Source organism: Streptomyces bluensis (assembly GCF_014650715.1).
Classification (GTDB): domain Bacteria; phylum Actinomycetota; class Actinomycetes; order Streptomycetales; family Streptomycetaceae; genus Streptomyces; species Streptomyces bluensis.
This window is the reverse complement of record NZ_BMVM01000021.1, coordinates 98072-123662: the sequence shown is the minus strand read 5'-3', so window position 1 is coordinate 123662 and position 25591 is coordinate 98072. Positions and strand designations below refer to the sequence as shown.

18 protein-coding genes and 1 pseudogene are annotated in these 25591 nt (G+C 68.5%); 12 read left to right on the top strand and 7 right to left on the bottom strand.

The features are described from left to right. Positions 1-33: 33 nt before the first annotated feature. From IE262_RS34270 to zapE, 5 genes are all read right to left on the bottom strand, one after another. A complete protein-coding gene (locus tag IE262_RS34270) occupies positions 34-921 on the bottom strand; it encodes a slipin family protein (RefSeq protein WP_134028838.1) in 888 nt (295 codons plus the stop codon). Positions 922-1225: 304 nt separating this feature from the next. Beyond that, entirely contained in the window at positions 1226-2689 is a 1464-nt protein-coding gene (locus tag IE262_RS34265; protein WP_189879221.1) for a SulP family inorganic anion transporter, read from the bottom strand. Positions 2690-2703: 14 nt separating this feature from the next. Beyond that, on the bottom strand, positions 2704-3285 hold the full coding sequence (locus IE262_RS34260) for a carbonic anhydrase (RefSeq protein WP_134028834.1): 582 nt from the start codon (positions 3283-3285) through the stop codon (positions 2704-2706). 85 nt (positions 3286-3370) lie between these two features. Further along, positions 3371-3742, bottom strand: coding sequence for a hypothetical protein (locus tag IE262_RS34255; protein ID WP_229877772.1), 372 nt, complete (start codon positions 3740-3742; stop codon positions 3371-3373). Between the two features lie 341 nt (positions 3743-4083). Next, positions 4084-5238 carry a cell division protein ZapE gene (gene zapE / locus IE262_RS34250; protein WP_373305208.1) on the bottom strand — a complete coding sequence of 385 codons (1155 nt, stop codon included), beginning with the start codon at positions 5236-5238 and terminating at the stop codon, positions 4084-4086. Between zapE and IE262_RS34245 the strand changes: the two genes are divergently transcribed. The 4 genes from IE262_RS34245 to msrB all read left to right on the top strand — a co-directional run bounded on the left by IE262_RS34245 (position 5237) and on the right by msrB (position 8597). After that, entirely contained in the window at positions 5237-6064 is an 828-nt protein-coding gene (locus IE262_RS34245) for a pyrimidine reductase family protein (protein ID WP_229877770.1), read from the top strand. The genes zapE and IE262_RS34245 overlap by 2 nt on opposite strands. A gap of 92 nt (positions 6065-6156) precedes the next feature. Next, positions 6157-6630 carry an indole-3-glycerol phosphate synthase gene (locus IE262_RS34240; protein ID WP_189879217.1) on the top strand — a complete coding sequence of 158 codons (474 nt, stop codon included), beginning with the start codon at positions 6157-6159 and terminating at the stop codon, positions 6628-6630. Positions 6631-6768: 138 nt separating this feature from the next. Continuing rightward, complete coding sequence (gene murC, locus IE262_RS34235) at positions 6769-8163, top strand: UDP-N-acetylmuramate--L-alanine ligase (RefSeq protein ID WP_189879215.1); 1395 nt, start codon at positions 6769-6771, stop codon at positions 8161-8163. A gap of 26 nt (positions 8164-8189) precedes the next feature. Further along, a complete protein-coding gene (msrB, locus tag IE262_RS34230) occupies positions 8190-8597 on the top strand; it encodes a peptide-methionine (R)-S-oxide reductase MsrB (RefSeq protein ID WP_189879213.1) in 408 nt (135 codons plus the stop codon). Positions 8598-8696: 99 nt separating this feature from the next. Here the strand turns inward: msrB and IE262_RS34225 are convergent, their stop codons facing one another. Next, positions 8697-9599, bottom strand: a complete 903-nt coding sequence (locus IE262_RS34225) for a hypothetical protein (RefSeq protein ID WP_189879211.1) — start codon at positions 9597-9599, stop codon at positions 8697-8699. Continuing rightward, positions 9596-13984 carry a WD40 repeat domain-containing protein gene (locus IE262_RS34220; RefSeq protein WP_189879209.1) on the bottom strand — a complete coding sequence of 1463 codons (4389 nt, stop codon included), beginning with the start codon at positions 13982-13984 and terminating at the stop codon, positions 9596-9598. Before IE262_RS34220 ends, IE262_RS34225 begins: the two co-directional genes overlap by 4 nt. Before the next feature lie 194 nt (positions 13985-14178). Between IE262_RS34220 and IE262_RS34215 the strand changes: the two genes are divergently transcribed. From IE262_RS34215 to IE262_RS34180, 8 genes and pseudogenes are all read left to right on the top strand, one after another. Then, positions 14179-14424, top strand: a complete 246-nt coding sequence (locus IE262_RS34215) for a plasmid mobilization protein (RefSeq protein ID WP_229877768.1) — start codon at positions 14179-14181, stop codon at positions 14422-14424. 51 nt (positions 14425-14475) lie between these two features. Continuing rightward, positions 14476-14654 (top strand): annotated as a pseudogene (locus tag IE262_RS39905) (peptide-methionine (R)-S-oxide reductase); the annotation flags it as partial. Positions 14655-15477: 823 nt separating this feature from the next. Beyond that, positions 15478-15846, top strand: a complete 369-nt coding sequence (locus tag IE262_RS34205) for a hypothetical protein (protein ID WP_189879207.1) — start codon at positions 15478-15480, stop codon at positions 15844-15846. Between the two features lie 419 nt (positions 15847-16265). Next, positions 16266-16526 (top strand): hypothetical protein, encoded by a 261-nt coding sequence (locus IE262_RS39900; protein WP_229877767.1) that lies wholly within the window; start codon positions 16266-16268, stop codon positions 16524-16526. 1081 nt (positions 16527-17607) lie between these two features. Next, on the top strand, positions 17608-18096 hold the full coding sequence (locus IE262_RS34195) for a hypothetical protein (protein ID WP_229877765.1): 489 nt from the start codon (positions 17608-17610) through the stop codon (positions 18094-18096). Positions 18097-18641: 545 nt separating this feature from the next. After that, on the top strand, positions 18642-20858 hold the full coding sequence (locus IE262_RS34190; protein ID WP_189879203.1) for a trypsin-like serine protease: 2217 nt from the start codon (positions 18642-18644) through the stop codon (positions 20856-20858). 128 nt (positions 20859-20986) lie between these two features. Further along, positions 20987-25021, top strand: a complete 4035-nt coding sequence (locus IE262_RS34185; protein WP_229877763.1) for a DddA-like double-stranded DNA deaminase toxin — start codon at positions 20987-20989, stop codon at positions 25019-25021. 7 nt (positions 25022-25028) lie between these two features. Continuing rightward, positions 25029-25532, top strand: coding sequence for an Imm1 family immunity protein (locus tag IE262_RS34180; protein ID WP_189879201.1), 504 nt, complete (start codon positions 25029-25031; stop codon positions 25530-25532). Positions 25533-25591 lie beyond the last annotated feature (59 nt).

The following is a 25591-nucleotide window of genomic DNA, read 5'->3' as shown; positions in this document are numbered from 1 at the left end:
CTTCGGTGCCGTGAACCACGCGCGGAGAAGGTCTCACTCCGTGCTCGGTGGTGTCACTCCGTCGGCCTTGGGCGGCCGGGACGTGACCTCGGGCGGCGGTGCGGAGGCCGGCCGCGCCGGTGGCTGTGTGGTCGTTTCCTGTGCCCCGTCGGGCTGCCCCTCCTGGTGCGCCCGCTCCAGGAACCGCAGCAGTTCCACGGGGAAGGGCAGCACGAGCGTGGAGTTCTTCTCGGCCGCGACCGCGACCACGGTCTGGAGCAGGCGGAGCTGGAGCGCGGCGGGGGTGTCGGCCATCTGCTGGGCCGCCTCGGCGAGCACCTTCGACGCCTGGAGCTCCGCGTCGGCGTTGATGATGCGGGCCCGCCGCTCGCGGTCCGCCTCGGCCTGGCGGGCCATCGAACGCTTCATGGACTCCGGCAGCGACACGTCCTTGATCTCCACGCGGTCGACCTGTACGCCCCAGCCCACGGCGGGGCTGTCGATCATCAGCTCCAGCCCCTGGTTGAGCTTCTCGCGGTTCGACAGCAGGTCGTCCAGGTCGCTCTTGCCGATGATCGAGCGGAGGGAGGTCTGGGCCATCTGGGAGACGGCGAAGCGGTAGTCCTCGACGTTGATGACGGCGCTGACCGCGTCGTGGACCTTGAAGTAGACGACGGCGTCGACCCGTACCGTCACGTTGTCCCGGGTGATGCCCTCCTGCGCGGGCACCGGCAGCGTCACGATCTGCATGTTGACCTTGCGGAGCCGGTCGACCCCGGGGATCACCATGGTGAAACCGGGCGGACGGGGTTCTCCGAGCAGCCGTCCGAGCCGGAGCACCACACCGCGCTCGTACTGCTTCACGACGCGTGCCGCCGCCGCGGCGTAGACCCCTCCGGCGCAGCCGACCGCCACAGCCGCACTCACCAGTGCCTCGATCATGACGACCCCCTTTCGAGCCGTCGTGCGTATGGTCGTGTTCACCTTTTGCCTGCGAATACCACGATATGCCACGTGCGGGGTGCGGGGTGCGGGGTGCGGGGTGGTGCGTGGCTGCGGGTTCGTTGTGGCTTGTCGCGCAGTTCCCCGCGCCCCTTACGGGGGGCGTCCCCATCCCGCAGCCGACCACCGACGGCAACCCGGCAGACGAGACCGACCGGCCGCACTCCGGAGGGAAGAGGCAGACAGGGCCGCCGGTGGCGCAACAGCGTCACCGGCAGCCCTGCCCTGTAGGCGCCCTACGGGCTCACGCCGTGTCCGAGGTCACCCTCACCGGCTCGGTGTCCGGTGCGCTGTGGCGCTCGGCCCAGTTCTCCAGGGCCGTGCGGCAGGCGTGGTCGAGGTGATGGAGACCGGAGAGGTCCACCTCGATCGGGCGGTCCTGCGGCAGGGCCTCCAGACTGTCGAGGATCTTCGGCAGGCGCAGGAAGGTCGCGTTGCCCGACAGGTACGCCTGGATGGGTCCGGCGCCCTTGTCGATGACCTCCAGCTTGATGTGCGAGGCCTCCCACGCGGTCTTGATCACCGAGAGGGCAAGACCGATCAGGACGCCCTCGAACATGTTCACCGCGACGATCCCCACCGCGGTGACCACGAGGATCAGGGCCTCACCCCGGTGCGCCCGCCACAGTCCGACGAGCCCCCGGAAGGGGATCAGCTTCCAGCCCGCGTGGATGAGGATGCCCGCCAGGGCGGGGATCGGGATGAGCGCCAGCGTGGACGGCAGCAGCGCCGCGAACAGCAGGAGCCACACGCCGTGCAGCACCCGGGACGCCTTGGTCTTCGCGCCCGCCTGGACGTTCGCCGAGCTGCGCACGATCACCGCGGTCATCGGCAGCGCGCCGAGCACACCGCACACCGTGTTGCCCGCACCTTGGGCCATCAGCTCCTTGTCGTACTCGGTCCGCGGCCCGTCGTGCAGCCGGTCCACGGCCGCGGCGCTGAAGAGCGACTCGGCGGAGGCGATCAGCGTGAACGCGAGGATCGTGCCGAGGATGCTCAGGTTCGCCAGCTCGCCGAAGGCGTCGAAGCCGGGTGGCTGGATGGAGTCCAGCAGACCCTTCACCTCGACGGTGGCGACCGGGAGGCTGAGGACGACGGAGGCCAGGGTGGCCAGGGCCACCGCGGCGAGTGCGCCCGGAACGGTCTGCGCCTTCTTCGGCAGCCGCTTCCACAGCACCATCACGGCGATGGTGCCCGCGCCGATCGCGAGCGAGGCCAGGGCCCCGGTGCTGCCGAGGGCGCCGGCGGCCGCGCCGGGCAGGCCGGCGATCTTGTCGAGGCCGGAGGCGGGTGCCTTGAGCCCGGCCGCGGCGTAGAGCTGGCCCGCGATGATGACGAGCCCGATACCGGCCAGCATGCCCTCGACGACGGACACGGATATCGCCCGGAACCAGCGGCCCAGCTTCAGGGCTCCCATGGTGAGCTGGAGCAGCCCGGTGGCCAGCACGATGACGCCCAGCGCGGCCAGCCCGAACTCGGTGACCGCCTCGAAGACCAGCACGGTCAGACCGGCCGCCGGACCGGACACCTGGAGGCTGCTGCCCCGCATGAGACCGGTGACGATGCCGCCCACGATGCCGGTGACGAGGCCGAGCTCTGCCGGGACCCCGGAGGCGACGGCGACGCCCACGCACAGCGGGAGGGCGACGAGGAACACGACGAGCGAGGCGGCGAAGTCCTGCCTCAGATGGGGGAACTTGGTCAGCACAGTTGTTCCCCCGCTCACAGGGACACGAACGAGTCGGTGTCCGCGCGGTGTTCGCGTACGGCGCCGGTGTGCACCTCGTAGTACCAGCCCCTCAGCCGGAGCCGCCCCGATGCCAGGCGCTGTTCGACGCACGGGTAGGAACGCAGCCGCAGGAGCTGCGCCAGGACGTGGTTCTGTACGGCTTCGGCGACGGCGGGGTCCGCCGCGTCGGTGGACCTGGGTTCGTCCGCGGCGTGCGTGAGCCAGTCCCGTACGGCGGGTACGGCGGTGAGGTCGTCGCCGCGCACCAGCGCGCCGACCGCTCCGCAGTGCGAGTGGCCGCAGACGACGATGTCCTGCACGCCGAGGACCTCCACGGCGTACTCGATGGTGCACGCCTCGCTCGTGGGGCGGTCGGAGGCGTACGGGGGGACGATGTTGCCCGCGGTGCGCAGTTCGAAGAGCTCGCCGGGGCGGGCGCCCGTGATCAGGGCCGGGACGACGCGGGAGTCCGAGCAGGTGATGAACAGGACTTGGGGGGACTGGCCTTCGGCCAGCCTGGCGAACTCCTCAGGGCGCTGTCCGAACGTACGGGCGTTGTCGATGAGGGGCTGCATGGTGTGGTGACTCCTCCTGGCGCGCCATGGCGGCGCGTCGGGCTGACAAGAACAGAGCGTGGGGGGGGAGAGAGAACTCTGCTGCTCAGCAGCGGAAGACCTGGAGTGTGGCCGGGGTGTGGGCCGTCCGCGGTCTCGCCCCCTGGTGATGCGACGCGACACGTGCGACCGGCTCGTCAGCGGATGCCCGATCCGTACCCGGCAGCGGACGCCCCGGCGCCGACGGCACGGAGTCGGCCGCGCGATGCCGGTCGGTCCTGGGCAGCGGGCCGAGCGGGTCCCGGGAGTGGTCGCACTTGCGGTGGGTGACGATCTCGTCGCGCAGCGCCTTACCCGTGAGTACTTTTCCGGGCGCGGCGTTGACCTTGGCATCGCGGGTGGTGTGCGCGGATGCGAAGGAGGCCGTGGGGATGAGGAACGGGAGGCAGAGCAGGACGACGGCGAGGAGTTCAACCATGGTCAAGCCCCTTCTACCTCGCATCATGTCCCTCCTCCCGCGTGTTCACAGTCTTTTGGGCGCGTCAACAGTTGGTCAACGACGGGTCAAGAACAACGGTAACCCGGCGTAGATGTTTGCTGCGTAAACTTAACGTTTCATGCTGAAGAGAGCCTGAAAGCGAGGCCGAGTTGGCTTGAAATGGGCCTTGACCGGGGGCGCGGTGCATCGCGAGTTGGGCAGGGCAGGTCAGAGCGCTGCAGGGCAGGCCAGGGCGTTGCAGGGCAGGGCGTCACGGTGTTCGCAGGGATTTGGGCCCGCCCGTCGGGCTTTTGTGCCCACCCGTCGGGCGGTGAGCGCCCTCAGTGCTCGACGAGCACCTTGGCGTCGCGTGCGAGCGCGGTGAGACGGGAAATGGCCCGGAAGTACTTCTTGCGGTAGCCGCCGTTCAGCATGTCCTCGCTGAACAGCCTGTCGAAGGGCAGCCCCGAGGCGAGGACCGGCACCTCGCGGTCGTACAGCCGGTCGGCGAGCACGACGAGCCGCAGGGCGGTCGACTGGTCCGGAACGGGCTGCACATCGGTGAGACACACGGCCTTCAGGCCGTCGGTGAGGGCGCCGTAACGGCTCGGGTGGACGCGCGCCAGGTGGTCCAGCAACTGCGGGAACTCGTCGAGGGAGGCGCCGTCGGTGGCGTACGCGGCCTTCGTGACCTGCTCCTCGGAGTACGGCGCCGGGGCCTCGGGCAGCCCGCGGTGACGGTAGTCCTCGCCGTCGATGCGCAGGGCGCGGAAGTGCGCCGACAGTCCCTGGATCTCGCGCAGGAAGTCGGCCGCCGCGAACCGGCCCTCACCGAGCTTGCCCGGCAGGGTGTTCGAGGTGGCGGCGAGCGCGACCCCCGCGTCGACGAGCTTGCCCAGCAGGGTCGAGACCAGCACGGTGTCGCCCGGGTCGTCCAGTTCGAACTCGTCGATGCACACCAGACGGTGTCCGGACAGGGTCTGGACCGTCTTCTGGAAGCCGAGCGCCCCGACCAGGTTCGTCAGCTCCACGAACGTGCCGAAGGCCTTGAGCGCGGGCTCGGCGGGGGCCGCGTGCCAGAGCGAGGCCAGCAGATGGGTCTTGCCGACGCCGTAACCGCCGTCGAGGTAGACGCCGCGCGGGCCGGTGGGGGTCTTCTTCCGGGCCTTGCCGAAGCCGAAGAGCCGGCGTCCGCCCGCACTCCGCGCCGTCCCGCCTGCGGGCGCCCCGCCGAGACCCGCCGCGAAGCCGCTCAGTACCCGGACGGCCTCCGTCTGGCTGGGCTGGTTCGGGTCCGGGATGTACGTGTCGAAGCGCACCGAGTCGAACCGGGGCGGCGGCACCATCTCGGCGACGAGCCGGTCCGCGGGGACATACGGCTCACGGGTGCACAGGGACAGCGGAGCCGCTTCGGGTATGCGACTGATCCCGGACACGGCGGTGGAGGACGACGACACGGTTACCGAGTCTAAGGGTCGTGCCACACTGCACGACATGCGACGCCTGTTCCCTGTGACCGAAGTGACAGCCCCGCGACGACCCGGAGGCGCACCCGGCGGAGGCACGGACGCGGTGGCGGGGAGCGGTGCCGACCGCGAGTGGGGGCTCGACGAACTGGCCGAGGCGTACGCCTACCCCTCGCCGTCCGGTGGCGCCCCCGAACCCTGGCTGCGCGCCAACATGGTGTCGACCCTCGACGGCGCCGCCCAGCACGGCGGGCGCTCCCAGCCCCTCTCCCACGCCGCCGACATGCGCATCTTCGGCACGTTGCGGGGGCTCGCGGACGTGGTGGTGGTGGGCGCGGAGACCGTACGTCAGGAGGGTTACCGTCCGGCCCGCGCGCGTGAGGCCTTCGCGGCGCGCCGGGAGGCCGCCGGGCAGGGCCCCGCGCCCGCCGTCGCCGTGGTGAGCGCGAGCCTGGACCTGGACTTCTCGCTCCCGCTGTTCACTTCGCCCCTCGTCCCCACGCTCCTGCTCACCGGAGCCGCGGCGGCCCCCGACCGGGTGGCCGCAGCGGAGAAGGCCGGTGCCCGGGTCGTGATCGCCGGGGACGGCATGGGGGTGGACCCCGCCCGGGCCGTACGCGCCCTCGCCGACCTCGGCCACACCCGGCTGCTCACCGAGGGCGGCCCGCGTCTGCTGGGCCAGCTGGTGGCGGCCGATGTGCTGGACGAGCTGTGTCTGACGCTCGCCCCGATGCTCACGGCGGGGGACGCGCAGCGCATCGCCGGGGGCCCGTCCGTCGCCGTACCCAAGCGTTTCGAACTCGTGTCCCTCCTGGAGGAGGCCGGGTTCCTGTTCAGCCGTTACCGTCGGACCTGAAGGATTGTGGGCGGAATGTGCCGTTCGTTGCTGGTGTCGCTGGGCACACTGGAACTCCCGGTCCCGGTCCTGGACGGAGAAGGGCGCCAGCCGTGTTCACGAGCGTATTGATGATCGAGAAGGCCCTGACGTCCGCCGACGTGGAGTTCGTCACCACGCTCCACGGCGACGAGGCGGTCTCCTTCCATGTGCTGCTCCAGCCCCGCGGGGACCAGGCGGACCGCCTTCTGCGGGCCATCGACGACCTCGCCCTCGGCGAACTGGACGAGGCGGCCCGCGAGCGCGAGACCCCCGAGGGGGCGGAGGCGCGGGAGCCCGGACAGCGCGCCCTGGAGGTGTCCCTGCGGGCGCTGCACGGGGCGGGCAAGGAAGCGCGGGGGCGGCTCATCGAGGCCCATCCGCTGGACGCGCTGAAGTCGCTGGTCGACGAGGTGGAGGCGGACGAGGTCATCGTGCTGACCGATCCCCACTACGTGGAGGAGTTCTTCCACCAGGACTGGGCGTCGCGGGCGCGGCACAAGGTGGGGGTGCCGGTGCTGAAGCTGTTCTCGCACCGTAAGGCGTAGCCGTTCGGGCGCCGGCGACCCGTTTGTGAGCCCCGGCTCGCCGTGAAGGGGGAGGTGCCCTCGCGCACGCAATAGGCTGGGGGCCCGCCCTCACCGCAGGGCGCCCTCACCGCCGTACCGATCTTGGGAGAAACGCGCATGGCACCCGGCCTTCCTACCGCCATGGACCGACCGCACTTCATCGGGATCGGCGGGGCCGGGATGTCGGGGGTCGCGAAGATACTCGCCCAGCGCGGGGCGAAGGTGGCGGGCAGTGACACCAAGGAGTCGGCGACCGTCGAGGCGCTGCGCGCGCTGGGGACGACGGTGTACATCGGGCACGCGCCGGAGCACCTGGCGGACGACGCGAGCTGTGTGGTTGTGTCCTCCGCGATCCGCGCCGGCAACCCGGAGCTGGCCCGCGCGCAGGAGCTCGGCATCCCCGTGGTCCACCGCTCGGACGCGCTGGCGGCCCTGATGGAGGGCCTGCGCCCGATCGCGGTCGCGGGCACCCACGGCAAGACCACCACGACCTCGATGCTGGCCGTGTCGCTGAGCGAGCTGGGCCTTCAGCCGTCGTACGTGATCGGCGGCGAACTCGACGCCCCCGGCTCCAACGCCCTGCACGGCGACGGCGAGATCTTCGTCGCCGAGGCGGACGAATCGGACCGCAGCTTCCACAAGTACGCGCCCGAGGTCGCCATCGTCCTCAACGTCGAACTCGACCACCACGCCAACTACGCCTCCATGGACGAGATCCACGAGTCCTTCGAGACGTTCGCGGGCCGGATCGTCCCCGGCGGCACGCTGGTGATCTCGGCGGACCACGAGGGTGCGCGGGAGCTGACACGGCGGCTGGCCGGCCAGGTGAGGACCGTGACGTACGGCGAGGCGGAGGACGCCGACGTACGGGTCCTCTCGATCGTCCCGCAGGGCCTCAAGAGCGAGGTCACGGTGGACTGGGAGGGCGCGGAGCTCACCTTCACGGTCTCGGTCCCCGGCCGTCACTACGCCCTCAACGCGGTGGCCGCGCTGACGGCGGGCGCCGCCCTCGGCGTCCCGGCCGCGGAGCTCGCCCCGGCCCTGGCCGCGTACACCGGCGTCAAGCGCCGCCTCCAGCTGAAGGGCGAGGTCGCGGGCGTCCAGGTCATCGACTCCTACGCCCACCACCCGACGGAGATGACGGCGGATCTGGAGGCGATGCGCGCGGCCGCAGGCGAGGCCCGCATCCTGGTGCTCTTCCAGCCGCACCTCTTCTCGCGGACCCAGGAACTCGGCACCGAGATGGGCCAGTCCCTGGCGCTGGCCGACGCCTCGGTCGTCCTGGACATCTACCCGGCCCGCGAGGACCCGGTCCCCGGCGTCACCAGCGAGCTGATCATCGAGGCGGCGCGGGCCGCGGGCGCGGACGTCACGGCGGTCCACGACAAGGACGCGGCGCCCGCGGTGGTCGCGGGAATGGCGAAGGCCGGCGATCTCGTTCTCACCATGGGCGCGGGTGACGTCACCGACCTGGGCCCACTGATCCTGGACCGTCTCGCGCAGCACAAGTAGCAGCACAAGCAAAGGGGTTGGCCTTCATGTCGTACGACGTCGAAAAGCCGGACGAGCAGTGGCGTGCGGAGCTGACCCCGGCCGAGTACGCGGTCCTGCGCCAGGCCGGCACGGAGCCCGCCTTCACCGGTGAGTACACCGACACCAGGACCAGGGGCGTCTACTCCTGCCGCGCCTGCGGCGCCGAACTCTTCACCTCCGAGACCAAGTTCGCGTCCCACTGCGGCTGGCCGAGCTTCTATGATGCACGCAACTCGGATGCTGTGGAACTTGTGCCCGATCATTCACACGGGATGGTGCGGACGGAGGTGCGGTGTGCGCGGTGTGGGTCGCATCTGGGTCACGTGTTTGAGGGTGAGGGGTACCCGACGCCCACCGATCAGCGGTACTGCATCAACTCGATCTCGTTGCGGCTGACGCCGGACGAGGAGTGACTGGAGGCCGCTTTTTGTAGTGCCTATGAGTAGCAGTGATGCCCCGCGCGGAGGTTCCGCGCGGGGCATCGGTGGTGTGGTCGCCCACTCTCTCTCGGATCAGTTGGCGTCGGATCCGCGTACATCGGTGTCTTTGACGAGGTACGGCGCCAACGTCGCGGCCACAACAGAGGACCGTAGATAGGGGGCCACTCGGTGGAAGTCGAAGGGGGCGATGCTGTCCGTGAGATCGAGATCGACTCCCGGGAAGCGCCGCTTGAAGGGGCGAGGGACGGCGACGATGTCCCCGTGATCGGACAGGTTGACCCACCGGCGCACCCCCGTGGGCCGTTCGCCGGTGTCGGCCAGCGGAGCCGGTGACAGGCGGTCGAAGACTCCGTGGCGGAGTGCGAGGGGGGAGCCGAGTGTCAGGAACAGGTCGACTTCGAGTTCCGGGTGGGCGTGGAGGGCCTCGTAGGCCACGACGCTTCCCAGGGAGTGGGCGAGGACCACGCGGGCGCCCGTCGAGGAGATAACGCCTGCGACCTCCTCTCGCGCCGCAACGCGGGCAGCGTCGTCCGGCCCGCCGAGATAGCGCGCCACGTCACGGAAGAAGGTGGCGATGAACGCGCGGGTGAGGCGGCCGTCGAGGCTCAGACGCTCGGAGATCGCGGAGACGAGTTGCCGGAGCGGAACGGTCAGCCGTCCCTGAGCCGTTGCCGCTGGCGGAAGTCTCAGGCCCAGAGACTCGTCCAGCGACTCCGCCCAGTGAGTGATGTCCTCGGCCAGGTGGGGATGCTCGCGCTCCAGCTGCTCGAAGTCCTCGGCACCTTGCGCGACGGGCCTGCCGAGGTGGAGATGGTGGGCGTAGTAGGCGTATGTGACAGGGACCTGCTCGGCGGCCGTGGCCAGTCCGGCGGCGAGGTCCTTGGCCCAGACGGCTGAGCGAGCGGTGACGATCTCGGCCGGTGAGAGGGCGGACCGGTAGTGGCCCACGCCGTGTACGGCCACAAAGGCGGTCATCGGATGCTTGTTCCTTGGTCGGGAGTCGGAATCGGGCGTACCTGGAGCCGGTCGTGCGGTGTCATGTGGATGATGTCCGGGCCTACACCGATGTACAGGGCGCCGTCGGGGGCAACGGCGATGGCGCACACGGTGTCCGGGAACCAGAAGACGTCGGCCTGGCTACCGCTTTTCAGGTCCCACAACCGCAGCGACCGGTCGAGTCCGCCGGTGTAGAGGTGCGGGTGTCCGTCGATCAGGACCGGGAGTGCGGCGAAGACGGCACGAGTGTGGCCGGTCAGCGTGAACGTCCGGGTGGCGTCGAGTGCGGTGACACGAACCTCGCCGCGGTCGTCACCGCTGACGACGTGCGGCTGCCCGTCGAGGTCGACGACGGCGACGGTGTGGACGGCGACAGGATGCTCGGTGACGAGCTGCGGCAGGGGCGGGCCCAGCACGCGTGCGGACCGGACGTGACCGGAACGGTATCCGGCGACGGCGTGGGTGGCGGAGGCCGCCAGGCATGTCGCGGCCACGGGAACAGGGACTGTCCTCCCTCCCCATTCGTGGATGGTCCTGGCCTCGGTCGGTGCGAGCAGGACGCGCTCCGGTTCTCCTCTCCACGCCGGGTCCGTCATGTCGACGTCGGGCCAGCGCGACATCCGGTCCAGATGATCGGCGGTGGCTATCGCCACCTCACCTCGGGCGGAGGCATAGACGATGTGCCGGGCCCCCTCGATGGTGATGGTGATGATTGCGGTGGCACCAGGGCCTTCGCCCAGGTCGCGCCGTTCCAGATGCTTCTCGGTCGTGTTCGTGTCCCACAAAGCGACCCCGTCGTGTGCGCACGAGGCGACGATCCGCGGATGTTCGCCGGCCGTCAGGACCGCGATGCCGGTGGCTTGGTCCGGCAACGGGAAGTCCGTGTGGTGCAGCAGGGTGATCCGCTGCCCGACCGCACCGTCCGCGGTCCACAGAGCCATGCTTCCGTCCTCGCTGCAGGAGACCAGTCGTCCGTCGGGAAGCACCGTCAGATCATTGATGGCGTGGGTGTGCCCGGGGTGGCGTTGAGGCACCTCGCCCCCGGCCGCGTCCGAGACGCGGACGGTACCGCCGTTGCTCGCCGTGAGGATTCGAGTCCGGTGCGGTTCGGACACGACCGCGACTCGGGTGATCGCAGTGGTGTGGCTGACGACCTGACGTGCACTGCCGCTGCCGTCCAGCGGATGCAGCTGCGCGACACCGTCCTCGCCCGCGCTGAGGAGGTACACGGATCCGTCCAGCGACGCGGCGGTGAGATCGGAGACGGTGTCGGCATGAGGACGATCCTCGTTGAGGAGTTCGAGGTACTCGTCACTGCCGATCCACACGATTCCGTCCCGATCACCCGCGACCGGCTCGGGACCGTGTCCCAGATCGAGATAGCGGTAGCACGACAGCCGCTCCCAGTTGGTGTGCGGCAGCTCGACCTCCTCGCCGTGGACGGTCAGGACCTTGACCCAGTTGTCGTAGCAGGCCACGACGCAGTCGCCGATGCCGTCGACGGAGACGCGGGACAGGTGCCACACATGGCCGTTGATGGCGGACAGGTGCGTGGTGGCGAGCGGGGCTCCGGTGGCGAGTTCCCAGTAGTGGATCATCCGGTCCTCGCCCGCGCTGGCCACTGCGGGGACCCCGTTGTAGCGCACGCTCACCATGGACCAGATCGGACCCGTATGGGCCGGGGCGGTCCATAGGAGACGTCCCGTGGCCAGGTCCCATCCCCGTAGCTCGCCGCTGTCGCAGCCAGTCACGGCGAGTTGGCGGCCGTCGACTTTCCCGGCCACCACGCCTCCCACCGGAGCACCGTGGTTCCCGAGTTCGAGCGTCGTCGTCGCGGAGTCCAGATCCCACAGCCGAGCCGTTCCGTCCTGACCAGCTGTCAAGGCGTGGGGACGGCCGTACATCTCAAGGGTTGTCAGGTCCCAGATCCTGCCGCGGTGCCCGGTCAGTGTCGTCAGGAGGTTGGTGTGCAGCGACCGGCCGGCGGTCCAGGCGATGTGACGGCCGGTGTCCTGCGTGAGGTCTGCCGCGAGCTGCCATTTCTGATGCCGGGCCGCGTCGACAGCCAGGATGTCGCGCCGCTGTCCGGGCGGACCGTCGTGGTGGGCTCCGTACGAGGTCAGATAGACCGTTCCGTGAGGGCCGTGTTCACCGTGGTAGAGCTCCTGGGCCAGGGGGGCCGGGTCCGCGTGAACGAGGTATTCGCTGTCCTGGAGGAGTTCGTCGAGCCTGCCGGCAAGGACGCTGTGACGCGCCGCGTGCCGCAGCAGATACGGCTCGGCGGTCGCCCACCGGCGGCGGCCGGAGCCGCTTGTGCGCACCGTCGCGAGCAGGCGATCCCAGACCGTGGTCGCGTCCAGGACAGGACGTTCGCGGAGCCGGTCGGCCAGCCCTTGATGGAAGAGCCGGTAGAGCGGAGCGCCTTCACGATCGACGTTGCGGCGTATGTAGAAACGCGCGGCCCGAAGCAGACCGGCGGTGGGTGCCCGGTCTTCCCCGACCGGACCCGGATCGGGGTTCGCGACCTGGGCGAGAAGGTCCTCCGGCATTCCCGCGCCCTCCGCCCAGGCCAGCGCGGCCAGCAGCTCGTGCAGGCCCGGTCGGGGGTCAAGACGGAGATGGAGGTCGAGGACCGCGTCGAGCGTACGGGGCACCTCACTGCCCAGGCGCTCGGCCTGCTCGGTCGTCGCCGGCGGTGGCATCTGTTCCTGGAGGAGTCTCAGATAGAGCCCGGCGACAAGGAACTCGCCCCACTCGCGTGGCCCGTTCAACAAGGTGTCGGCCAGCGCGCCGCCCAGGCTCTCGGCTGCCGCGAGTGAGCACCACGGCGATACGCCGGGGAGCAGCGGCCGCAGTACCCGCAGAACGAACTGGGTCAGGTCCTTGCGCAGTCGCAGGGGTGACACCTTGTCCAGGTCGATCAGTCCGTCGCAGGCACGGGCCGCCTCGATGAGCGGCCGTGGTGCCGCTTCCGGACGCGTCGCGACGAGCATCCTGCACAGCGGTCCCCCGTCCGACCGCCGAATGGATGCCAAGGGCAGCAGCACGGCGCTGACCAGATCGGCCGGGTGCTCGGCCTCGTCCACCGCGTCCATGACGAGACAGGGCGGAACGGGCTTGGCCCGCAGTGCCGTGACCAACCGGTCCGTTGTCCACGTCGTCGCGTCGCCGGGAGAACTGAGCTCCCACTGAGTGGCGAGCGAGGTGAGGATCTCCGGGACACCGCGCCGTCGCGCGTGCACGATCGCGAGTTCGTCGGTGGTCTCGTGAATGTCGCCGCCCGACGGCCGCCACAACTGCTCGGTGGTCTCGTGCAGCGCCGGATGCGCGGCACACACGAAGGTGCCGATCAGAGCGGATTTGCCGACCCCCGGTACGCCGGTGACCACACGTAACGAGGGTCCACGGCCATCCAACCAGCCTGCCAGCTCACGGAGTTCGTCACTCCGTCCGGTGAAGGACGGAGCGCCGAGGTTGCCGAAGGCGCTGTCGGCACCATGCGCCCGGATCACGAAGTGGCGGGCGTCGGCCACTTCGTCGAGGAGGGTGAACACAGCAGGATCCACGCCGGTGAGCCTGCGCGCGCCGGCCGGTTCGTACTGGGGGTTGGCGAAGAACCTCAGATGCGACAGGTCTGCACCGAGCGCGGCCAATGGCTGCTCGACGGATTGTGGATTCACGGATGTGCTCCGCGATTCCACATGGAGGGCCACCTCACGGCAGAACCGGGCGATCGGGATGTACAGCACCGATGGGTCGAGCTTCAGGTTCCCGGAGGCGAAGCCGCGAAGCACCTCGTCGACGGCGGTGCTCAGGCGGCCGTCATAGGCCTCCTCCTTCGACTGGCAGGCGGCGAGCACCCAGACACGGCGGCGCTCCGGCCGGACCAGCGACCGCAGATGCTCGGTCACCACGGCGCCGGCATGGCACAGATCGAGGATCAGCAGAACGGCCGGATCCCCGCTGCCCTCCGTGTCCTGGTTCTCCGCCATGTTGACCCAACGGGCCAGCTCCTCGGTGAGGCGACCGTCCCCGCCCACCGCCTGGATGCCGTGACCGTTGCGGGTCGGGGCTCCGTGTGCGAGGAGATGGATGACGGTGAAGTCGGCCTCGCTGCTCACGGCCTGAGTCAGGGCGCCGCCCAGCGCGGCCGCGGTGGACGCGGGGTCACGATCGGGCTCCAAGAGGACATAGGCGTACTCCTTCTCCAGCGCCGTGCGCACCCGTTGCGCGCACGGCGCCGCGAAGGTCAGTTGCTGCCACGGTGGGGGTGAGTCGTCAGCGGGGTCCGCGGCAGGTCCTTCGACGCCCACCACCAACGCCTGACGCCGCATGACGCGTCCCCCGTCCCCGTGAACTCCCATGAACTTTCGATGCATTGTGCCAGTCGACGGCCGGTGCCGAGCCGGGCTCCAGCAACGCCGGATCATGTCGGCGAGCGGAGACAGAGCATCACGCAGACCCGCTGAACGGCCTGCCGTTGAGCCGCCCGAGGGGCCGGCCTCCGGGAAGTCCGCTTCGGGTCGGTTCGGCCGTCACCTGAAGCTTTGTAATACGCGTGGCGGCATACGCTACCGATCTGGCGCAGGTACGGATCAGCATCAGTCGGGAGAAGGCACAGGCCGAGCGCATCAGGCAGAATGCGGAGCGGGCAGGTATGGACGTCTCGGCGTACCTGGTGCACGCGGCGACGCGGCAGGTGGTCGACAGCGATGCCATAGAGGAGCAGTTCGCGGGGGTGGACGCGCTGATCGCGCGGGCGGAAGAAGAGGCCGGTGCGATCGTTCACGTCGTCCCGGTGTGAGCGTGGCGGAGGTGAACTCCTGTGGCTTCCGGGGGGTGACGAGTCACGGCACGCAACTCAGATGCAGTGGAACTTCTGGAAGACCGTTCCCATGGGATGGTGCGGACAGAGGTTCGTTGTGCGAGGTGCGGCTCCCACCTCGGACACTTTTTCGAGGGGGGAGTTGCGGTACGCCGACGGATCAGCGGTACCGCATCAACTCGATCTCTTTGCGGTTGACGCCGGACAAGGAATGGCATGGCAGTCAGTTGTTCTGTTCGGGTGACATTGAGGGCTTGACCTGGATTCGAGTCTGCGGCGGGAGTCGCGGGCGAAGGCTGCTCGCACTGTACCCGGCGTACAGCCCGACTCGTCTGCTTTTACGGTCCTGACCTGGTGTTTTCCGGGGTCAGGACCGTTTGGCGTCGTGGTGGGTGTGCCCGGCTGACCTGGGGTGTTCCCGGCAGTTCCCGCGAGTTTGTGCAATGGATGTGCAATGGGGGGTCGGCTGGCGGGGGCGTTGTGCCTCGTGGGGCAGGGTGCCGGGTGACCGGTGCTGCGTAGGTTCGAGCCCCCGGCGGGGGACCCAGAACATGGGAACGAGGGAAGCCGCCGGTCGGGGGTGGACAGCTGGTGATCCAGACGGTCGTCCTGCGCCGCTGAAGACGATGAAGCCCCCTCCCTCGCCACGCTATTGGACAGTGCGGCGGACCACCTGAGGGGCGAGGACCGTGGACACCTGGACCCACCCACCCTCACCTGGGCGGTGGCGGAGGCCGCCGGACACCTGCTGGCCTGCACCCGTACCCCCGTCAGGCCAGGCGACACTAACCTGGGCTACTGCCTTCAGGCACTCGATCAACTGCCCCGGTCGGCACGCACCGGCCTGCTCGCAGCAGCCGCACGGCGCACCACCTCAGACCCCGACGGCACCCCGCCGCCCTCCACCGCACGCGTCCCCGCCCCGGACCGCCAGCCGACCGCCCCGCACCGCACACCGGGCCGTTGCCCGTGCTCGTGCAACGACGGCGGGTTCTGCGGCGGTTGCGCGCACGCTGGCTGCGGAGGCCGCCAATGAACCAGCGCACGATGCAAGGCCACGGCGAACCGCCCCAGCAGGGCCTCACCTACGGCGACGTAGGCGTCGAACCGGAGGACGATGGACTGTGCGCCGACGTCGCCGACCCAGCCACCGGCGCCGTACGGCTGTGCGCCCACCGCTGCGACACCTGCATCTTCCACGCGGGCAACCCGATGGACCTGCAGCCCGGCCGGGTCACCGAGATGGTCACCCGAGCCAGGCGGGCCGAGGCCCACGTGGTGTGCCACAAGACCCTGGGAACTGACACCCCGGCGATCTGCCGAGGCTTCGCCGACGGCCCCGACCAAGGCCGCAGCCTCGCCCGCGCGCTCGGCACGTTGCGCGAGATCTGCCCGCCATGACCACCCCACCGAAGGCACCGGGACCGGGGCCCCGCCCGCTGGCCGACCAGCCCGGTCTCGGCGACCTCTGACGGCCACTGAGCAGTGTGCATCGTGAATTGCAGGTCACGGGTCTGGTGTGCGCGGGGTTCTCGATGCTCGGGCCGGTCGCGGGCGGATGACTTCGGTGAAGATCGTCGGTCAGCGGGAGACTTCGCGGTTCGTCAGGACCAGCAGGGCCCTCACCAGTGCGGTCGCCCACTTCGGGTCGGTGCGGACCTTGCCGAGGACCCGCCAGCGCGATCTGGGATGCGGACTCCAGCAGAGGAGGCCATCGGCACCGTCAAGACGGCTGCCACGAGCTTCCTGCGGTGCCGCGAACAGGGCGTGCGCGGTACCAGGAACCTGTCCGCCATGGGCCAGAATTGAACACTGCCGAGGTGAAGGCCAATCTCGATGCCCTGGACGCCGGCAAGTACATCCTGATCCCGGTCGATCAGCAGACACAGATCCGAGACTTCGTCACCCGCGCCGGGCATCCGTACAAGACCGGCTGCGCCTTCTACGAGCTTTCCAAGCGTGAGAAGACCCAGGGCAACAAGCAGCTCGCCGTGGCGGAGAAGGATTCGGCCACCGGCCGGATGACCGGCAGGGTGTTCTCGGGCCCAGCGGCCCACCAGCTCCTCGGTCTGCCGGAGTGAGAGGTCACGGTGAAGCCGGGCGACAACCCGTCGTACACCGTGTTCGTCCAATCGACCTCCGTCAACCGGAAGTTGGTACCGGGCACCAAGCTGCTTGTCATCCTGCAGCTGAGAACTGCGACCCAGTCACGGATTTGACGGGGCGCTGCTGACTCCATTTGTGTACGCCGAAAGGCCAGCCTTCACCTTCCGCAGGACCCATCCGGAAGGCCGACGTGGCTTGCGGCTGAGGCTGGGGCGATGCTTCCACTGCGGCAGAGGGGCGACACGCTCGTCCAGGTGCTTGCCATCCTGCACGGGATCGTTGAGGGCCCGAATGCCGGTCGCGCCGAGCGCCACGACATGATCGACGCCTTCGACGTTTCGCAGGTCACAGGGGGAAGCTTCACTGTCGCGCATCCCCCACCAGTTCACTCACGCAGGGATCAACGACCCGGAATACCTACCGTTTCGGATCAATAGAAGACCTGCCAGCATGCCTGCGGATAGCAGCATCCGCAGCAGTCACCGGCGAACCGAGAACCTCTTCAATGCTCCCGAACCAGAGCCCGGGAGGGTCTGCGTCGTTTCACTTCGACGGTCCCCTCTGTTTTGGTTTAAATCCAGCAAATAAAGCGCACTGCATTCACGCGAAGGAGACGCGCAGAAGTGGAGCACTTTCCATATGAAACAGGCGAAGAGCGGCAATATTCCAGCCTGGCTGGAGCCGCTTGATCGTGCACGCCTACGAGCCGCACCCGGTTACAGGCCGGCGGGACGCACCACCCTCCCCTTGCAGGTGAGTAGGCTACCGGCAACCGCAGCCCAAGATCGACATGTTCGCGATAAAAGCGCCATGGATGGTGGTTGACCCCCTTTGCGAACAATATTGATTACTTGAGGCTTTAAGTCCATCGGTGAGCCAGGATCCGCGGCGTCAGGGTGAATGGTTGTACGCGATGGCGCAAATTCTCGGTGACATGAATCACTCAAGACGGCTCACGGACTGGATCTTGCGCGTGGTTCACTTTCCTGCGAACCGATGGGGCAACAAATCCTTCGTCGCCTATTTACCGAAAGGCACACGATGACTATATTCCATGTGTACAAAAAGCTCCTGGTCGGTCTCGCAGCCGTGTTTGCAGCCACCGCGACGGTGTTCGCCGTAACCGAGGCCGTGCAGGGCAGCGTTGCCACAGCCGCAGCCGGAAGCGACATGCCATACGCGGTCGAGGACTTCAACTACCCGGGTGCGGCAAAGATCGAGGCTGAGACGGGAGCCATCCTCAAGCGCGGCGACGGTCATATGGTGATGACAGCCTGCAACGGCAGTGAGGACATCTCGATCATGAGTCGTGCGGGGCAGAAGGACTTCTGCTTCGACGTCACAGCAAAGCCCGCCTTCCTCGTCCTTGAAATTCCTCAGGCTTACGGCATCTGGACCTCCGCCGACCCGGTGAAAACCACGATCAGGGAAGATGACGGCACTACCACCGTCATCAACGCACCTGCCAACGACTTCACCGGATACGGCGAGGCGGGCGAGACCGGCGAACCCACCACGCTCATCGAACTTCGGGTCGCTGGCTGATCTTGGCGGGCGCCATGTGTGATGTGGAACGAAAGTCAGGGCACCGTCGTTAACGCGCCCGCTCTCGGGGCCCATCAGCACGCACAGACACGTCGCGCACGGCGGCCATCCTTCCGCAGTCCAACTGCCGCTCAGCCACGCACTACCAGACCGACATGCAGGGAACGAGATGCCCTGAAGCCCGTCCTGCTCAGCCCGCATCCCAGCAACTCGCTGCCAGTGATGCTGGTGCCCCACTAAGTAGCCGACAGCACTCGCAACCCCCCAGCAGCCAAGAACCTCACAGTCGAGAGCATCAACGTGATCGAGCAAACCATCCGCAGTCCGCGTAGCACTGCCGATGTCCCGCTCCCCGGCAACTGCTCTGCTACGGGGTCAGCCGTGCAGACGGCACCCCTCGGGGATGCTGCCGACCCTGAATGCCACGAGCACATGCTCGTCGAGATCCGCACCAGTAAGTAGCCCTCTCCCCTCTCCCTGCACATCTGCGCAGCTCGTCGGCGCTGTTGTGCAGGGGCAGTTTTCCCACGCTAGGACTTTCTCTGATGTATACCCCCCGAAGGCGCGGCCTTGGCCGCACGGCTGTCGTGGCCGTCGGCCTGCTGGTCGCCCCGTTCCTGGTGGCCTCTCCTGCTCACGCAGTAAGCGGTACTGCAGAAACCAACAATGCCCACAGCTTCACCGCGCGCCTGGACATTGGCGACGGTCAGCGTGCCTGCTCGGCCGCACTGGTAGACGCCGAGTGGCTGCTGACCGCTGCCAGTTGCTTTGCCGAGGACCCGAACACGAGCCTGTCCGTGGCCGCGGGAGCGCCGACGCTGAAGACCACCGCCACGATCGGCCGCACGGACCTGGCCACGACCACGGGGCAGGTCCGGAAGGTGGTTGAACTGGTGCCGCGCGAGGACCGCGACATGGTGCTGGCCCGCCTGGCCGCACCCGTTCTGAACGTCCCCGCCGTTCCGTTGGCCACCACCGCGCCGACGACCGGGGAGAACCTGACCGCCACCGGCTATGGCCGCACCAAGGCCGAGTGGGCGCCACTCAAGCTGCACGCCGGCTCCTTCACTGCCGCCGCGCCCGCCGGCAACGACTTGCCGGTCACGGGCCAGAACGGCGCGGCCGTCTGTGCCGGGGACACCGGCGGGCCGCTGCTGCGTTCCACCCCCTCTGGCGCGGAGTTGGTCGGCATCAGCAGCCGTTCTTCCCAGGGTGGCTGCTTTGGTAGCGACGAAGCCCAGACCAGCACCGACGCGGTGAGCGTGCGGGCGGACGACCTCGCCGCCTGGGTGACGTCGAAGACCAAGCAGACCCGGATCACCGACTTCAACGGTGACGGCGTCGAGGACATCGCCGTCGCCGATCCGAAGGCGAGTGTGGGCGGAGATGCCGGTGCCGGCCTGGTCCGGGTCGTGTACGGCGGAGGCAAGGGCATCGCCCAGATCGACCAGGACCTGGACTGGGTGCCTGGCGGGGCCGAGGCGAACGACGGCTTTGGTGAGGCGCTGGCCACCGTCGACTACGACCAGGACGGCTACACCGACCTGGTGGTCGCCACCCCAGGTGAGGAACTGGCCGGCGCCGCGAACGCGGGCATGGTCGACGTACTCTTCGGCGGCCCCAGCGGGCTGGGTAGCGCTGCGGTGAAGAGCACGCACCTGGAGCAGGGCACAGGCACCGGCGCCATTCTCGCCTCTGCCTCCGAGGCCGGTGACCGCATGGGCCAGGCCCTCGCAGCCGGCACCACGGCCGCGGGTCGCCCGTGGATCCTCATCGGTGTACCGGGCGAGTCCGTCGGCACCGAGGCCGAGGGCGGTATGGCCTTCTACGTCTACGGCGACACCAGCCGCACCCTCCACCAGGACCTGCCCACCAATGTGCCCGGAGTGGTCGAGGCGGGCGACAGGTTCGGCGCCTCCGTCGCCGGTGACGAGAACTTCTTCGCCATCGGCGCGCCCGGCGAGGCCATCGGCACCGCGGCCGACTCCGGCACGGTGGCCCTGTTCAGCCACACTCTGGACGCGGACGGCCGGCCCACCACCATCGGCGGCCTGGACCAGGACAACAGTGCGGTGACCGGTGCAGCCGAGGAGGGCGACGAGTTCGGCGCCGCCCTGGCCATGACCGCCTACCGCCCCTCCGCCGCGGCCGGCACCGACACCTCGATGCTGGCGATCGGTTCGCCCGGCGAGACCACCACCGCCGGCGGCACCGACCGGGTAGAGGCGGGCCGTGCCATCCTGGTACGGATCAACGCCGACACAACCTGGACCTACCTGCGCGAACTGCGCCAGGGCGAAGCCGACGACACCGTCGTGGGCACCTCGGAGGCCGGCGACCGGATGGGCGAGAGCCTGACCGCGATCAACACCGCGCCGCGCGACGTGGCCACCGCCGCCACTCTGCTCCTGGCCGTCGGAACCCCGGGCGAGGCCATCGGCACGGAGGCCAAGGCCGGTGCGATCCACACCTTCTCGATGCTGGGCGCGGCCGGTGACAACGATCTGTGGATCGAAGCCGGAGACGGCGACGGCATCCCCGGCACCCCCAAGGCCGACCAGCGCCTGGGCCAGAGCATCCACTTCACCGGCACCCGCCTCTACGCCGGCATGCCGTATGGCCCCACTGCCTACGGTGCGCTGCACGCCCTGCCCCTTGGCAATGTCGTCCCCGGCGGCACTAACGGGGCAGTCACCACCTACCAGCCCGGCACCGGCGGACTCCCCGCCGCGGGCACCGACTTCGGCTACGCCGCCCGTTAGCCGACACCACCACAGGGGCCCGCGCCCCAGGAGTAAGAGGGAGTCGCCGAGTGAGACGGCGTATACCCTCCCGGACTGTTGGTTCGGGAGTATCGAGACGGTATTCAGGCCCTCGGCGGGCGCTGCGGATGCTGCTGTGCGCAGGCCTGCTGTCGGGTCTGCTGGGAACACCGGCCGCAGTGGCGGTGGAGCCGGCACCGTTGCCAGCGAATGTGCGGGCCGACATCGTCGGTTACTGGGAGACCGGCGGAGCCGGTCTGAAGGTAGCCGCCGAGCAGGCTCTGCTCGGCGGTGACGAGGCAATCCGCAAGTTCCTCGACGAGGCGGAGTCCATCCAGCTCGACGACAACCGCGTCGAGACCGCGCGACTGGTGATGACCGGCGGTCCAGGCATGCGGCTGGCCGCCAAGGAGGCGATGCTGAAGTCGCCGGCCGAGCTGGAAACCTTCCTCCTGTACGGCTACGAAGAGCCGCTGGACGAGGACCGCAAGGTCGAGATCGCCCGTCTGATCACCCTGGGCGGCCCGGGTGTGCAGGCGGCGGGCAAGGCCGCCCTGCAGGGTACCTTCGACGAGCGTGAGCTCTTCCTCAATACGGGCCAGTACGAGGAGCGCGAGGACGACAACCGCGTCGAGGTCGCCCGACTGACCACCACGGGCGGCCCGAATGTGAGTGCGGCAGCCAAGGTCGCCCTTCAGGGCACGCCGGAGGACATGGTCGAGTTCCTGGAGGTCGGGCAGTTCATCGCCCGTGACCGCGACCAGGAACATTCCACCATCGCCCAGCTGATCGAACAGGCCGAGCAGGCCGGCAAGCAGGCCGAGGACGCTCGCAAGACGGCGGAAGAGTCGTCGAAGAAGGCAGTCGAGGCTTCACAGCTGGCCAAGGAGGCCGCGCAGAAGGCGGCCGAGGAGACCGCGGCCGCCAAGGACGACTCCAAGAAGGCCGCGGTCAAGGCCAAGCAAGCCGCAGACGCCGCGCGAGGTGCGGCCGAGGCCGCACAGGAAGCCATCGGGTCGGCCAACGCCGCCAACCGTGCCGCACGAAGGGCCGCACTGGCCGCCGCGCAGACCGCCGCGGCGGCCGCCGCGGCCTCTGAAGCAGCGAACAAGGCCTACAAGGCAGCCATTGCCGCCGCCGGCAACGAGGCCGACGCCGACGCCGCAAGGCAGGCTGCCAGCCAGGCACGTGCCGCAGCGGACGCCGCCGAGACGTCGGCGGTCGCAGCCGGGAACGCAGGCCTTGCCTCCGCCGCTGCGGCAGTCGCCTCAGAGGCAGCCAAGGGTGCCTCCGGCAACGCGCGGGCGGCAGCTGACGCAGCCGAAGCGGCCAACGCTCACGCGGACGCGGCCGGCCTGCATTCCAACGAGGCCCGCCTGGCAGCTGCCGAAGCGCGACGGCACGCCGATGCCGCCGACGCCGCCGCCGACCGCTCTGCCGACCTGGCCCGCCGTGCGGCCACTGCCGCCTCCGGGGCCCGCGATGCCGCCAACTCGGCGGCAGCACATGCGAACAAGGCCGCCGACTACGCCGACGAAGCCGCCAAACAAGCCGGAAACGCCGCAACCTACGCTGCTGTGGCCCAGAAGAACGCCGACGGCGCCAAAGCAGCAGCCGACAGCGCGACGGCCGCAGTGGACAAAGCCAGGGAGACCTTCGACCTGGCCCGGGAGACCGAAACGGCCGACCTGCAGACCCGCACGGACGCGGCCATCGAGCGCGCCCGTTCGATGAAGACCACCTCCGAAGCAGCGATCTCGGCCTCCGCGTCCACGCAGGTCGAGGCCCTGTCCCTGAACGACACCGCGACCGTGCTGGCTCAGGAAGCCGGACGGCCCGACGTCGACATCCAGGCCACCGCCGCCAAGGGCCGCGAACTCGCCATGCAGGCGATGAAGTTGCTTGGCCCGTGGCACCAGGAAGCCGCCGCTCGCGCGCTCTCCGGCACCGACCAGGACGTTCTGGACTACCTGCGCACCCGCTGGAAAGAGGCCAACCACAACGACGTACGCCAGCGCGTCGTCGACCTGAGCTCCCAGAGCCCCTACGCTTCCATCCGCACCGCGGCCACCGAAGTCCTGACCAACGGGACCCCGGAGCAAATCGAGGCCTTCCACTCCTCCGGCCAGTACGAGGCCGGACGCGACGACATGAAGGTCGACGTCGCCCGCCTCGCCGAAACCGGCGGCCCCGGCGTCAGCGAGGCCGCCAAGACAGCACTCGCCGACGGAAACGGCAAGACCCTCGCGACGTTCCTGCACATCGGCCAGTACAGCGAGCAACTGTCCGATGAAAGGGTCATCACGGCCGGCCTCGCCGAGACCGGTGGCCCCGAAGTCCAGGCAGCGGCGAAAATCGCTCTCGCCGGACCCCCGGAGCTGATCCACGAGTTCGTCATCACCGGCCAGTACCATGCCCAGCGCAAGGACGACCTCGCCACCACCCACATCCGCCAAGTCCAGCGGCTCCTCGCCGAAGGCTCGCTGATCGCCGCAAAGGCACAAAAGGACGCCTGGCTTGCCGCGGAAGCCGCCAAGAGGGCGATAAACGCTGCCGAAGAGGCGGACGCCGCCGCCGCAGAGGCGGAGAACTCGGCCAAGCAGGCCGAGCAATACGCGGCCGACGCCAAGGCGTCAGCCGATGCCGCCACTCAGAGTGCCGCCGACGCGGCAGCATCAGCAGCCACGGCACGGAGCGCAGCCGAGCAGGCCGCGCAGGACGCCACCGCCGCCGAGAACTCCGCTGCCCAGGCCGAATTCTCCGCTACCTACGCCCGCAACTCCGCACAGAAGGCCAACGACTCCGCCGACCGGGCCCGCGCGTCGGCCCTCGCCGCTGGCAAGAGTGCCGCCGAAGCAGAGGCGGAGGCCAAGCAAGCCTGGCAGGCAACGCGCGACCTCGCCGAGCAAGAGATGGAAGAGGCCCGCAAGCAGGCGGAGGAAGAACGCAAGGCTCAGCAGCAAAGTGCGCCCAAGACGCGCTGCATGGACCTCCTCCCGTTCGACACCTCGTACTTCCCGATCAACACGGTCATCTGCGACGGCGGCGCAATCGACAGAGTGTGGGAGGTCGCGAAGGACCCCCGCACGTACAAGACGATCATCTGGGAGATGTCGGGTCTCGCCGACATCGAGGCCTGCATCGACAACCCCACGGCCGCGGACTGCGCGATGGCCGTCGTCGGCGTCACCCCCTGGGGCAAGCTCAAACTCGTTGCCAAGATCGACAATGGCCTTGACGCCATCAAGGGTGGGCGATCCGTCCGCCGCACCGTCGCCTGCCTGACCGGAGCAGCAAACAGCTTCCCGGCCGGCACCAAGGTCCTCATGGCCGACGGCACCCGGCGTCCCATCGAGCAGATCGAAACCGGCGACCTCGTCACAGCCACCGACCCCACCACCGGCGAATCCGGCCCCCGACGAGTCACCCGCACCATCCACACCCCCGACGACCGGAACTTCACCGACGTCACCCTCGCCGACGGCTCCACCCTCACCTCCACCAGCCACCATCCCTACTGGTCCGAGAACGACCAAACGTGGAAGAACGCAAGCGACCTCAAGGCCGGCGACACCCTGCGCACCCCGCAGAACAGCACGGCCGCTATCGCCCACATCCGTAACTGGGCTGGCCTTCAGGACGCCTACGACCTCACCGTCGACGACCTCCACACCTACTACGTCTCGACCGGCAGTACCGACGTCCTCGTCCACAACACCGACGAAGCCTGTCCCGCATGGGTGAAGAGTGCTTGGGACAAACTCCCGAAACGTCAGAATGGAGACCCGACTTCCGGCTACGTTTTCGAGTCTGACGGTACGCAAGTCTGGGATTCGATGCTGGTGAGCGGACGTAGTGAACTCTCCGAGGAGATCAATTCCTTCCTCAAAAGCTCTACCAACTTTCCGGAATTCCCGGGGTATGCGAGCGTCTCACATCACGCCGAAGTAAAGCTCGCATGGGAGATGCGCAATAAGATGGGGGAGGTGAAAGAGCTACACATCGTCATCAACACGAACTACGTGTGCCCAAGGGTGACGGCTCCCAACTCCATGGGCTGCAAGCAGGCAGTACCTGCCATCCTCTACGAGGACCAGACGCTGTATGTACACTATCCCGGAATGGCGGGGCCGGTAAAGCTGAAGGGCCTAGCGAAGAGGTGACGGCGGGATGATTGTCCTTGGTGGGACGCATGCGGGCGAAATCTACGCCCGATCTGAGCAGGAAGTCGATGTCCTCATTGATCACATCATGACCAATCTCATTCAAGAGGGAACAACTCCTGACGGCTTCGAGATTGTACCTGAGAGAGCCGTGATCAGTATTGTCAAGGGAAAATACCCAGAAGAGACTGACGAGAGGTGGCCGAGTAATTTTCTGTATGTCTCGGTCAACACCAAGAACGGGCATGGTGCACTGAAATGGTGGACCAGCAAGGTTCCCGATGGAGCACCTGAGAACGACATCTCTCGATTCGTCTGGACTTCGGGAAATCCCAATCCACCCTCTTTTGACCCCGAATTGATCGCAGATCCCGGTGACCCCAGTTACTACCCACGTGAAGCAGCTATCCCAGTAGCGCAAGTCCGCGCAGCTCTCGAAGAATTCTGCCGAACTCGGACAGGTGCACGGCCAGAATGTGTGCCATGGCTACTGCTTGACCAATCGGTATAAGAACAGACAGCTCCACCCTCCTGCTGTGCCCCCGGCCTGTTCGGGGGCACAGTTGCGAT